The sequence below is a fragment of the Ensifer sp. YR511 genome, from assembly GCF_900103045.1.
In the GTDB taxonomy this organism is placed as follows: Bacteria; Pseudomonadota; Alphaproteobacteria; order Rhizobiales; family Rhizobiaceae; genus Ensifer; species Ensifer adhaerens.
In genome coordinates this window covers 69,440-81,822 of the sequence record NZ_FNGR01000016.1, presented here as the reverse complement: position 1 = coordinate 81,822, position 12,383 = coordinate 69,440, and the positions used below count along the sequence as shown (strand labels likewise).

Genomic DNA, 12,383 nt, shown 5'->3' with positions numbered 1-12,383 from the left:
ATGTTGAACCGATTGACAAAAATGGCACTGGGCGTCGCCCTGCCGATCGTTTTGTTTGCAGCAGCGCCAACGCTTGCAGAGATACGCGACCAGACCATCAAGTTCGCGTCAGCCAACAACAAGGGTCACCCCCAAGTGACGGGCATGGAGAAGTTCGCCGAGCTCGTGAATGAAAAGAGTGGCGGCAAGATCGAGGTGAAGCTGTTCCCCGGCGGCACGCTTGGTGGTGACGTGCAGACCGTCTCCGCTCTCCAGGGCGGCGTTATCGAGATGACCGTGTTGAACGCCGGTATTCTTGCCAACAACGTCAAGCAATTCGGTGCCGTCGACCTTCCTTTCCTCTTCAATAGTGGCGAGGAGGCGGACAAGGTGATGGATGGCCCCTTTGGCGAGAGCCTCAGCAAGCTTTTGCCCGATACCGGCCTAGTCGGACTTGGATACTGGGAACTCGGCTTCCGCAATCTCACGAACAATCGCCATGCAGTGACCAAGCTTGAAGACATCAAAGGTCTGAAGATCCGCACCATCCAATCTCCGATCCCGATCGAACTCTTCAACACGCTCGGCGCGAATGCCGTGCCGCTGCCTTATACGGAACTCTACACCGCGCTTGAGACTGGGACGGTTGATGGCCAGGAAAACCCCGCCGCAAACATCCTGAACGCCAAGTTCTACGAAGTGCAGAAATACATGACGCTGACCCGTCACCAGTACAATCCGCAGATCGTGCTCGTCAGCAAGAAGTTCTGGGACGGCCTGAACGACGAGGAAAAGACCGTCCTGCAGGCGGCCGCGACCGAGGCCCGCGACTATCAGCGCAAGGTCTCGCGCGAGGCGGATACCGCAGCCCTTGAGGAAATCCGCAAGACAGGCATGGAGGTCAGCGAATTCAGTCCCGAGGAGACGCAGAAGCTGCGCGACGCCGTCAAGCCGGTGATCGAGAAGTTTAGCGCCGAGATCGGCGCTGACACGGTGCAGTTGTTGTTCAAGGAGATAGGTGCCGCGCGGGGCCAGTAACCGCGCGAATACTTCGGCCCGCCCGCAAAGTCGCGGCGGGCCGCAGGCTGGCTGCCCTTTGCAACGGGCTCAGAAGATGGAAACGGAAACAATGTCCGAAACGCTTGTAAGACCCTTGAAGGCGGGCCTGATCGGTGCAGGCATCCAGGCCTCGTTGACGCCCGCCATGCACATGGCCGAAGGTGCAGCTCAGGGACTCCCCTATGCTTATGAGCTTATCGATCTTTCCGAAATTGGTGCGACGGAAAATGATCTGCCGCGGCTGCTCGCCGACGCTGAGAGGCAGGGGTTTGCCGGCCTCAACATAACCCATCCGTGCAAGCAGGCGGTCATTGCCCATCTCGATGAACTCTCGCCAGACGCACACAGGCTTGGTGCCGTCAACACGGTCGTGCTCACGGGAGGGCGACGATATGGCCACAACACCGATTGGTGGGGCTTTGCGGAAGGCTTCAGGCGCGGATTGCCCGATGCAGATCTTTCCTCGGGCGTGCAGCTGGGAGCAGGAGGTGCGGGTGTCGCAACAGCCTATGCCGCGCTTTCGTTTGGCCTGAAGCGTCTCATCGTTTTCGATCGCGAGCCGGAACGGGCGCGATTGCTTGCCGCGATGCTGACCGCCTTGTTTCCAGAAGCGGATATCACCGCCGGTACGGACCTTTCTGTTGCGATGCGATCGGCATCCGGGTTGATTCACGCCACGCCGACCGGCATGGCGAACTATCCCGGCATGCCGCTTGACGCCGAACTTCTCGATCCGCGGCACTGGGTCGCCGAGATCGTCTATTTCCCGCTCGAAACGCCGCTGCTTTCAGAAGCGAGGCGACGCGGATGCCGCACGCTCGACGGTGGGGGAATGGCGGTATTCCAGGCAGTTGGCGCTTTTCGCCTGTTTACAGGTCTTGAGCCCGACACAACGCGGATGCTTGCCCATTTCAAGGCAATGACCGGCTGATTCCCGAAAATTCCACCGAGGAGCAAGTGATGAAGACCTCGATAGCAACGGTTTCGCTCAGCGGCGACCTCAAGGACAAGCTGCGTGCCATCGCCAAGGCGGGCTTTGCCGGTGTCGAAATCTTCGAGAACGATTTCCTCGCCTTTGACGAGAGCCCGCGTCAGGTTGGCCGCATGGTGCGAGATTTCGGTTTGGAGATCAGTCTGTTTCAGCCGTTCCGGGATTTTGAGGGCATGCCGGAGCCGTTGAGAGCCCGAACGTTCGACCGTGCCGAGCGCAAGTTCGACTTGATGGAGGAGCTCGGCACCGACCTCGTCCTTGTCTGTTCCAATGTCTCGCCGGCTGCCGTTGGTGGCATTGACAGGGCGGCCGCGGACTTTAGCGAACTCGGCGAAAGGGCTGCAAAGCGGGGCTTGCGCGTCGGTTACGAAGCGCTCGCCTGGGGACGTCATATCAGCGATCATCGAGACGCCTGGGAAATCGTCCGACGCGCCGATCACCCGAGTATCGGGCTGATTCTCGACAGCTTTCATACGCTGTCGCGCAAAATCGAGATCAACTCGATCCGCTCCATCCCGAAGGAGAAGATCTTCATAGTCCAGTTGGCCGACGCCCCGCTGATCGACATGGATCTGCTGTATTGGAGCCGGCACTTCCGCAATATGCCGGGCGAGGGCGATCTCCCGGTGACAGACTTTACCCGCGCGGTGGCGGCAACTGGATATGACGGCTATCTATCGCTCGAAATCTTCAACGACCAATTTCGTGGCGGCAATGCCAATGCGATCGCTGTCGACGGATATCGCTCGCTGATCTATCTCGGGGATCAGGTTAGGCGCGCCGAACCGGATACTCGTTTGCCGGTCCCCATAATGCCCCCCCGCGTCGACGTGAGAGGTGTAGCGTTCGTGGAGTTCAGTGCCTCGGAAGAGGAAGCAAGCGAACTCGAAGCGTTGCTCATTTCAATCGGATTCACGAAAACAGCACAACATCGGACGAAACAAGTGGGGGTTTATCGCCAGGGCGCCATCAACTTGGTGGTCAACACCGAGCGCGAAGGCTTTGCCAGCGCTTCCTATCTCGTCCACGGCACGTCCGCCTATGCCTTCGGCCTCATGGTGGATGATGCTGCGGCGACTGTAGAAAGGGCACGGGTGCTTGGAGCAGAACCGTTCGAGCAGCCGGTTGGTCCAGGCGAGCTCGCGGTTCCGGCGATCCACGGCGTGGGCGGAGGGCTCATCTATTTTCTGGACGACAAATCCGAGCTCTCCAAGATCTGGGAGATCGAGTTTGAGCCAGTGCGCGACGGCGGCTCGGTCATCGCGGCCGGATTATGCTCCATCGATCACATCGCTCAGACCGTAAAATATGAGGAAATGCTGACCTGGCTGCTCTTCTACACATCGCTGCTCGATGCTCATAAGACGCCGATGATCGACATCGTCGATCCGGCAGGTATCGTTCGCAGTCAGGTCGTGGAAAATGACGCCGGCACGTTGCGCCTGACACTGAACGGCGCGGAAAATCGCAACACGCTGGCCGGCCGGTTCATCGCCGAAACCTTCGGTTCCGGCGTCCAGCATCTGGCCTTTGCCACCGATGACATTTTTTCGACCGCGCAGGCGTTGCGCGCCAATGGTTTCAAGGCGCTACCGATTTCGCCGAACTACTACGATGACGTCGAAGCGCGCTTCGGTCTCGACGTTCAACTCATCGAAAGGCTGAGGTCCGAAAACATCCTCTATGACCGCGACGAGGACGGCGAGTATTTCCAGCTCTACAGCCCGACCTTTGGCGAAGGTTTCTTCTTCGAGATCGTCGAAAGACGGGGCTATCGCGGCTACGGAGCCGCCAACGCGATTTTCCGCATTGCAGCGCTACGGAAGTACCTGAGGCCAGAGGGATTGCCAAAAGGCTGACGGCCTAGCGACGGGCTCTGGCCGCGAGCCGTCGCCGCCTGGTAGGCTCATTTGGGAGTGGTGAGTACTCGGGAGCTTTGAAAGAGCTGGCGGCAGCGTTCGATTCCGTTCAGGGAGTTGCCCAGTCGCGAAGGCTTCTCTGGCAAGGGCAGCCCGCACCGTTATTGCAGCCGGATAGAAACCGGCAGCAAGGTCGCCGCCGGTTCCTCAACGCGAAGCTTAAAAGTTTCTCTGGAAGCGCACGACACCACCGAAGGCGTCCTCGTGTCCGCGAAACCCGCGAAAAGCGGTGTAGTCGAGTTCCGGCGTGATCTTGAAGCCCGGCACGACCTCGTATGCAACGTTGAGCGCCGCGTTCCAGGTACCGTCCTCTTCGAAATCGATCTGCGCGTTTATCGTCGCCTTCTCGCTGATCTTGGCGGAGAAGCCGCCCCACATCGCCCAGTCGCCGTACCAGCTTCCATAATAATTCGGCCGGCTCGGGTCGGATTGGTAGGCAGCCATGACGAACAGGGAGAACGCGTCGGTGACGTCGAGGTTGACGCGCGCCTTGAAGGCCCAGGCATCATAGCGCGTGTCATAGGCCGCCATGCCGAAAAGCGTCATCCGGTCCGCTTCGTATTTCACCCCGCCGAGGAGGTGGGGAATGCTGTCGGCCCGTAGGTCAAACCACTCGCGGCTTGCCACGCCGGACGCGTCGACCGCCTCCAGTTCCCAGGAGCCATTGCCTTCCTCTGCGCCCACCATGGCGGAAAAGCCGTTGCCGAAGTCGTGGGTATAGCTCGCCTGCATCGTGCGGTCGCCCGAGTAGTAAATGACGTCGTCGTAGATGACGTTGCCGGCACCCCAGGTCCAGTTGGCAAAGAGCGAATCGGCGATGCCGACCGAGAAGCCGGCAAGCTCGATAAGCGCTTCCGAAATGTAGATGCGCTCGCCAGATGCCTTGTGCTCGAAGCGCGTCTCCAGATAGGAGCGCAGCGTACCGAACTCGGTTTCATTGCGAGCGTCGAAGCGCAGTGTCGCCCGCGCCTTGCCGGGCAAGCCATCGAGCGAGCCGCCCCAGTAGACATCGTCGCCGGCCGCAACCTCGTGGCGCAGGTAGCCGCTGATCTTCAGGCAGGTTTCGGTGCCCGGAACATAGAAGAAACCGTTGCCATAGGCATCGCAGACGCGGACATATTCGACCGGTTCCGCGTCTGCAGCCGTTGCCGCTTGGGTGGCGGCCATCAGGCAGAGCGCCGCTGCGGCACCCTTCAGGAGGAGAAGTGCCGTAGCACTGGTTGGTTTGTACATATCGAGTTCGTTCCCTTGTCGGTTCTTGAAAATTGGCAAAGCTTCGCCGGCTCCGTCCGTGGCGTGCGGGACAAGCGGGTGCTGAGCCGGTCTGTATGGAATGAGAGGAAAAAGGGCCGGTATCGTTTGCGATACCGGCCAGTCGGGGGTTACCCGCGCGGCGGCCAGACTTCGCCGGCAAGGCCGGTTTTCGGTTCACCGAGAAGCGGCGTCTTCAGGGCGCGGATGCCGTCGATGCTGATCAGCCAGATGATATTGCGGTCGTATTCGGTAAAGACCGCGAAGCTGGCGTTTTCATAGGTGTATTCGGGCATTTCCTCAGGCTTGGGGAAGCGCGGCACGTAGTAGCCGGCGATCTTCGGATCCTTCGGGTCCTTGACGTCGAAGATCTGCAGGCCGGCATTGTAGAAGGCATAGGGCAGGATGCCGTCGCGGCTGTGACCCGGCTGGTGGGTCGTGCCGGAACGCTTCGGACCGAAGCTGCCGCGCCGCTGGCAATAGTCGGTGAATTCGGCCTCTGCCGGGGGTGTCGGACGCGGGAAGGTGGCGACGACCTTCGGGTCCTTCGGATCCTTGGCGTCGATGACCAGCACGTCCTTGTAGGGCTCGTAGCAGTTGGAGTTCATCGGGTAGCCGTTGGCAAAGACATAGCCGGTGCGCTCGTACTGGCTGGTATCGGCATTGTCGAATTCGGTACCGGCAAAGCTTGGCGGGATGCTCAGATGGCCCATCATTTCCGGCGTGCCGGGATTGGTGAGATCGAAGGTGTAGAAGCCGAGGCCGCCCATCGCGCCGAAGCCGATCTTGCCACCTTTTTCCACCGGCTTCGGCAGGAACAGCGGCATGCGCGAGCCCATCCATGACGTGCGGTTGCCGGCGCGCGGGTTCATCAGGTAGACGTCCTCGCTTGCCTTGTCGCCGACGACCTGTCCGGGAACGGTGACCTGGCTGACGAAAAGAGGATTGGCCGGGTCCGTCATGTCCCAAGCCTGGTAGCCCGGCGAATGCAGGTAGTCCGGATACTCGGTCAATGCGTAGCTGTCGTCGGGCGCCGACGAGAGGTACATGTACTTGCCGCCAAACCAGGCGGGCGCGTCGAGCGAACCGGAGCCCTGCTGCTTGCCGATGGGCGCGTCCGGGTTGTTGATGTCAGTCGTGCGGGTGGCGATCAGCGTCCAGTCACTCGGCAGCGGCCCGTTCATCTCGTAGACCTTGAAGCCCTTGAGCGAATTGTAGTGGCGTAGCGTCTCGACGATGTCGGGCTGGGTGCGCTTGTTGTCGAGAATGCCGAAGCGGCCGATCTCGTAGGAGGCTACGACGACGTTTTTCTGGAGCTTTTCACTCCAGGCAATCGTCATACCGCCGAAATAGTCCTGGACCGTCTTGGCGTCCCAGTCTTCGCTTGAACCGTCCTGTCCCCAGACGCCGCCCTTGGAATAGACGACCTTGGCCTTGGCCGGGTCGGTGATGTCGAGCACGCGCATGTAGTCGCGGTCATGCAGGTACATGTAGCGCTTGCCGTCAAAATCCGCGACGTCGGGCCAGGCATGCCAGGGCGACGTGATGTGCGGGTAGAAGGCGATTTCCTCGACGTTGCTCTTGTAGGTTTTGTCGTCCCAATGGGTGAGCTGGCCGGGGAAGTTCGGCGATGCGCCGAGTGCTGTGGCGCGCGGCGCGTTGAACTTGCCCGTCGCCGGATCCATGCCGTAGTCCTTGCCCGGCGTCAGCGCCGGCGGCTGCTTGTCGTAGGTCAGTTCCGACCAGCGCTTGAGGTGGGGATCCTGGATGTTGATCTCCGTCGGTACTTCCTTTTCCCAACCCGCGGCAAGCGCAGTGCCCGCGGCCAGACACAAAATTGAGCACGTGATGATCAGCCTTCTCGGCATGTTGGTCTCCTCCTGGAATATCGGTGAACGGACGCGTCCAAGGCTGGCAGCGGCGCAAGCAAACGACAGCTCGGCGGCGACACACCCCTGTGTCGCGTTCCGAATTCTTCTTTCGTCGTGTCAGTTGATCGCGCAGGCCTCCTCATGCCCGCGCAAATCACGCCGCTTCCGTTTGCTTAGGCGCCATGAAACAGGGTCGCTTTCCCCATAACAATCGCCTTAATCAGCATTAATTCATGCGGATTTCTTATGAGTTCCCGGGCGTGTTGATGGTTTGCGGGATGCAGATGACGCAACTTCCCCTTCCTCGACGGCGTAGACTTCGAGCGGATAGCCGAAATGCTCGTCCATCAGGATCCGAGCGCGTTCGGCGTTGCGGTCGAGTACGGCCTCCATCAGCTCGGTGTGCGGACCGATTGATTGCGCCTTATGCAGCGCGGCCATGGCCTCCGCATAGCCGGCCGTCTCTCCGTGCGCCGCGCGCAGAACAGGGGCGAAGGCGAGGAACCGGTAGTGGCGTTGGAGCTGGTCGGAGATGGTCGAGCGGAAGTGCATCAGCCAACTCGATTGCGCAGCGCTCAAGAGGGCGGCGTGAAATGCCTCGTGCCGTTCCATCCAGGTATCCACAGCAAGGTCGGAAGAATCCTCGACGATCGTCTTGCAGCGCGACAGACGGTAGTGCGCCGTGACGATCGCCGATTCCCATTCCGAGCCGCCGCGCTCCATGGCTTCCAGCAACAGAGGGATTTCGACAACCGCGCGGGCTTTTGTCAGATCCTCCAGCCCCTTGCGCGACACGGGTGCGACGGTGAAACCGCGGTTGGAGATAGCCACCACCAGCCGCTCGGCCTCCAGCCGCGACAGCGCCTCTCGAAGAGGTGTCCGCCCGACATCATAGGTCTTGCTCAGAAGGTCGGGCCGCAACGGCGCCCCCGGTTGCAGGCGGGCCATGAGGATCTCGGTCCGCAAAATCCTGTAGGCGGCCTCTGTTTTTGTGCTGTTTTCCCGCTCGTCGGCCAAAGGCACCTCCAAAATTTACCGCCCGAATGTTCGGTGATCATATATGCGAGAATAATATATGATAATCGCCAATTGCTATAATTGTATACTATATCGTTGACTTTGCCGTTGGGCTGCGCTTCCTCATCCCTCGTGCTGTCACTGCAACAGCTGGAGGAGGAACACATGGCCACGACAAAATCGAAACTCATCACAGGCCTGATGGCGGCGGGCCTGGTGCTTGCCGGCATCGGTTCGGCGGCTGCCGATCCGATCCGCATCGGCATCGCCAATTTCGGCGAACACCCACCGCTCAACGCCGCCATTGCCGGCTTCAAGGCGGCGCTCGCCGAAAACGGCTTCGTCGAGGGCAAGGACGTCGTCTACACGGAGAGCCACACCAATTTCGACGCCTCGCTGGTGCCGCAGATGATAGCCAAGCTGCAGGCCGAACAGCCAAAGCTCGTCTACACCGTCACCACCCCGGTTTCGCAGATCGCCAAGAAGGCGCTCGCAGGCTCCGGCATCCCGGTGATCTTCACGGCCGTGACCGATCCGGTCGCCGCCAAGCTCGTCCCGTCCAAGGAAAGCGGCGACGACGGCATCACTGGGGCGACCGACAGGCAGGACATGGCGGCCGTGCTCGCGTTTACCAAGAAGCTTCTGCCGAACGCCAAGCGCCTCGGTCTGCCTTACAATCCGGGCGAGGCCAACGACGTCGCGCTGCTCGAAGCTGTGCGCAAAATTGCGCCTGAGCAGGGCTTTGAAGTCGTCGAAGTCGGCGTCGACAATCTCAACGACATCCAGCAGCGCATCACCTCGCTCTCCGGCAAGGTCGACGTCATCTATGGCCCGACCTCCAACATGATCCAGCCGGCGATCGCGGCGGTCGCGTCGGCCGCGCGCCAGGCGGGTATCCCGGTCGTCAATGCCGTCGATACTGCCGTACAGGAGGGTTTCGTGCCGGCAAGCTTTGCCGTCAACTACGAGCAGGTCGGCAAGAATGCCGGCAAGATTGCGGCTGAAGTCTTGAAGGGCAAGGACCCGAAGTCCATTGCTCCTGTTTTCCCTGCCTATGAGGACCACCAGGCACTGATCTCGAAGAAGGCGATGGCCGCCTTCGGCGTCGAGATCCCGGCTTCGCTCGCCGACTGCAACTGCATCGTCGAGTAATCCGACGCCAGCAACGGCGGCGGCCACGACGCCGCCGTCCATGAGCGCGCCCCGCGCGCCCTGTCCATTCGTATTTACATGAATTCCGGAAGCAAGGCTGCGGAGGCGGCCTCTACGGAATTGCTCAGAGGAGGAACGGATGCTCGAAATCCGATCTGCACGAAAGGTCTTCTACAAGGGGCAGCCCGACGAGAAGATCGCCCTCAACGATCTCAGCCTGACGCTTCCGACCGGCAACTTCGCCATCGTCATCGGATCGAACGGCGCCGGCAAGAGCAGCATGCTCAATGCCATTTCCGGCGCGCTCATGCTCGATTCAGGCAAGATCCTCATCAACGGCGACGATGTGACGGCACTGCCCGTGCACAAACGTGCGACACGGGTGGCCCGGGTCTTCCAGGATCCGATGAAAGGCACCGCCGCCTCGATGACGGTTGCGGAAAACATGCTGCTCGCCGAATTGCGCGGCAAGAAACTCGGCCTTAGCCGAGGCCTCAATGCCAGGCGGCTCGCGAGCTACCGCGAACGCCTCGCGGCGCTGAACCTTGGGCTGGAAAATCGGCTGGACACGCGCGTCGAACTGCTCTCCGGCGGCCAGCGCCAATCGCTTTCGCTGATCATGGCGACCTGCGACCAGCCGGATCTGCTGCTCCTCGACGAGCACACCGCAGCCCTCGATCCCCGCACGGCTGACATCGTCATGCAGGCGACGGTACGCGCGGTCGAAGCCTTCAATCTCACCACCCTGATGGTGACGCACAACATGCAGCACGCTGTCGATTTCGGCCATAGCGTGGTGATGCTCGATGCCGGCCAGATCCGGCTCGAGATCACCGGCGCGGAAAAGGCCGAGGTCACGATCCCGAAACTCATCGGTCACTTCGGCATGAAGACCGACCGGATGCTGCTCGCAAGCTGAGACGGACATGGAAACGGTTTCTACGATATTTTCGAACTTCATCACGCTCGTCCCGGTCACGCTGGCGCAGAGCCTCATCCTTTCCTTCATCGTTCTCGGCATCATGCTGCCGTTCCGCACACTGAATTTTCCGGACCTGACGAGCGAGGGCGCATTCCCGCTCGGCGGCTGCGTCTGCGCGCTGTCGCTCGCCGGTGGCGCACCCGGTTGGCTGGCGATCCTCGTTGCGATGGCCGCAGGCTTCCTGGCGGGTAGCTGCACGGCCTTCGTGCATCTGCGCTTCCGCATCCACACGCTGCTTGCCGGCATTCTGATGATGACGATGCTCTACTCGATCAATCTGCGGCTGATGGGCAAGTCCAACCTCTCGGTGTACGGCACGCCAACCATTTTCGATGGCGTACCCTTTGCCGAGCCGGGTTCCCCGGTCGCGAAGATCGTCGTTGCAGGACTGCTCGGCATTGCCGTCTATTGCCTTTTGAACCTCTATTTCCGGACCGAACGCGGAACGGCCATGCGCGCCGTCGGCTCCAACCCGGATATGGCGGAAGCGCAGGGGATCAGCATCTGGGCCTTCACCATCGGCGGGGTCGGTCTAGCCGGTGCCTTCTCGGCCACCAGCGGCGCGCTCATGGTGCAGTCGCAGGGGTTTGCGGACGTCAACATGGGCATCGGTACGCTGATCAACGGTCTTGCGGCGCTGATGATCGGCGAAGCCATTGTCGGCAAGCAGACGATCCGGCGCCAGCTTGCGGCACCCTTCGTCGGAGCCATCGTCTACTACCAGCTTGTCTCGCTCTGCCTTGCCGCCGGCATGCCGCCGACCGACCTGAAACTTGCCACCGGCCTCTTCGTGCTCGCCATGCTGGCGCTCCCAACCCTCAAGCGCGCCCGCGGCCCCATGCCGGCCCGCGAAACCGTCCGTGAATAGAAGGACTGCCCCATGAACATCGATATCCATGCTGTCGAGGCGCTCGACCGCGACGACCCGCTCGCGGCCTTCAAGAAGCGCTTTGATTTGCCCGAAGGCGTCACCTATCTCGACGGCAATTCGCTCGGCGCGGCGCTCTTTGCCTCCTATGCCGAAATCGAGAAGGCCGCGAAACTCGAATGGGGCCGCGACCTCATTCGCAGCTGGAACACGGCTGGCTGGTTCGCCCTGCCGCTAACGCTCGGCGACCGCGTCGGCCGCCTCATTGGCGCAGCACCCGGCCAGACGGCCGTGACCGACCACACCTCGGCCAATGTCTACAAGGCGCTGCACGCCGCACTCGGCCTCAATGCGGAGCGCAAGGTCATTGTCGCGGAAAGCGAGAGCTTCCCGACCGATCTTTACATGGCTGAGGGCGTGATTGCGACGCGGCCCGGTACCGTCCTGCGGCTTGAGGGCGTCGATGGCCCGCGGATCGAAGACCTGATCGACGAGAGCGTCGCCGTGGTGCTCGTCAATCACGTCAACTACAAGACCGGCGCTCTGCGCGATATGGCGGCGCTGACCAAGCGCGCGCACGATGTGGGTGCGCTCGTCGTCTGGGATCTCTGCCATTCGGCCGGTGCGCTGCCGGTGGAACTCGATCGCTGCAACGTCGATTTCGCCGTCGGTTGCACCTACAAGTATCTGAATGGTGGCCCCGGTGCGCCAGCCTTTATCTATGTCGCCAGGCGCCATCAGGAAAAGGCCAGCCAACCGCTCAGTGGCTGGTGGGGCCACGCCCGTCCATTCGCTTTCGAGCGCAATTACGACGGCGGCGCGGGCATCTTGCGCTTCCTCTCCGGCACGCAGCCAATCCTGTCGCTGCGCACGCTTTCGGCCGCGCTCGATCTTTGGGATGAAGTGGACATGACGGCCATCCGCCGGAAGAGCATCGCACTCACCGACCTCTTCATAAAGCTCGTCGAAGCGCGTTGCGGCGCGCATGGCCTGAAGCTGGTCGGTCCAAGCGACGGCACGGTGCGCGGCAGCCAGGTCTCCTTCGAGCACGAGGGGGCCTATGAAATCATGCAGGCTCTGATCGAGCGGGGCGTCATCGGTGACTTCCGCGCCCCGGCCACCATCCGTTTTGGTTTCACACCGCTCTATACGAGTTTTAAGGATGTGTGGAACGCCGTGGACGTGCTGCATGACGTGATGGAGACTGGCGCTTGGCGCGACGCCCGCTTTGCTGTCCGTAGCGCCGTGACCTGATCGCGATCGCTTGTGAAAAATGGAAAAGCGCTTTCCCTGT

Annotated in this window: 10 protein-coding genes; 7 read left to right on the top strand and 3 right to left on the bottom strand. The window is 61.2% G+C overall.

The features are described from left to right. The 3 genes from BLU15_RS24170 (at position 1) to BLU15_RS24160 (ending at position 3,888) form a co-directional block, all read left to right on the top strand. Positions 1-1,017: a TRAP transporter substrate-binding protein gene (locus BLU15_RS24170; RefSeq protein ID WP_090298636.1), complete on the top strand. Its 1,017-nt coding sequence runs from the start codon at positions 1-3 to the stop codon at positions 1,015-1,017. Positions 1,018-1,108: 91 nt separating this feature from the next. Then, positions 1,109-1,969 carry a shikimate dehydrogenase gene (locus tag BLU15_RS24165; RefSeq protein ID WP_176960334.1) on the top strand — a complete coding sequence of 287 codons (861 nt, stop codon included), beginning with the start codon at positions 1,109-1,111 and terminating at the stop codon, positions 1,967-1,969. Positions 1,970-1,998: 29 nt separating this feature from the next. Beyond that, positions 1,999-3,888 (top strand): bifunctional sugar phosphate isomerase/epimerase/4-hydroxyphenylpyruvate dioxygenase family protein, encoded by a 1,890-nt coding sequence (locus BLU15_RS24160; RefSeq protein WP_090298630.1) that lies wholly within the window; start codon positions 1,999-2,001, stop codon positions 3,886-3,888. Between the two features lie 219 nt (positions 3,889-4,107). Here the strand turns inward: BLU15_RS24160 and BLU15_RS24155 are convergent, their stop codons facing one another. From BLU15_RS24155 to BLU15_RS24145, 3 genes are all read right to left on the bottom strand, one after another. Further along, positions 4,108-5,181 carry a porin gene (locus BLU15_RS24155; protein ID WP_090298627.1) on the bottom strand — a complete coding sequence of 358 codons (1,074 nt, stop codon included), beginning with the start codon at positions 5,179-5,181 and terminating at the stop codon, positions 4,108-4,110. A 149-nt stretch (positions 5,182-5,330) separates the two neighbouring features. After that, the gene (locus BLU15_RS24150) at positions 5,331-7,067 is read right to left on the bottom strand and encodes an LVIVD repeat-containing protein (RefSeq protein ID WP_090298624.1); all 1,737 of its coding nucleotides are present in this window, start codon (positions 7,065-7,067) and stop codon (positions 5,331-5,333) included. Between the two features lie 234 nt (positions 7,068-7,301). Beyond that, positions 7,302-8,087 (bottom strand): GntR family transcriptional regulator, encoded by a 786-nt coding sequence (locus BLU15_RS24145; RefSeq protein WP_090298621.1) that lies wholly within the window; start codon positions 8,085-8,087, stop codon positions 7,302-7,304. Positions 8,088-8,252: 165 nt separating this feature from the next. On the opposite strand from BLU15_RS24145, the gene BLU15_RS24140 reads away from it, so the two are divergent. From BLU15_RS24140 to kynU, 4 genes are all read left to right on the top strand, one after another. Further along, a complete protein-coding gene (locus BLU15_RS24140; RefSeq protein ID WP_090298620.1) occupies positions 8,253-9,239 on the top strand; it encodes an ABC transporter substrate-binding protein in 987 nt (328 codons plus the stop codon). 139 nt (positions 9,240-9,378) lie between these two features. Next, the gene (locus BLU15_RS24135) at positions 9,379-10,158 is read left to right on the top strand and encodes an ABC transporter ATP-binding protein (RefSeq protein ID WP_060580731.1); all 780 of its coding nucleotides are present in this window, start codon (positions 9,379-9,381) and stop codon (positions 10,156-10,158) included. Between the two features lie 7 nt (positions 10,159-10,165). Beyond that, the gene (locus BLU15_RS24130) at positions 10,166-11,089 is read left to right on the top strand and encodes an ABC transporter permease (protein ID WP_090298617.1); all 924 of its coding nucleotides are present in this window, start codon (positions 10,166-10,168) and stop codon (positions 11,087-11,089) included. A gap of 12 nt (positions 11,090-11,101) precedes the next feature. Then, a complete protein-coding gene (gene kynU / locus BLU15_RS24125; protein WP_089045116.1) occupies positions 11,102-12,343 on the top strand; it encodes a kynureninase in 1,242 nt (413 codons plus the stop codon). Positions 12,344-12,383: the final 40 nt, after the last annotated feature.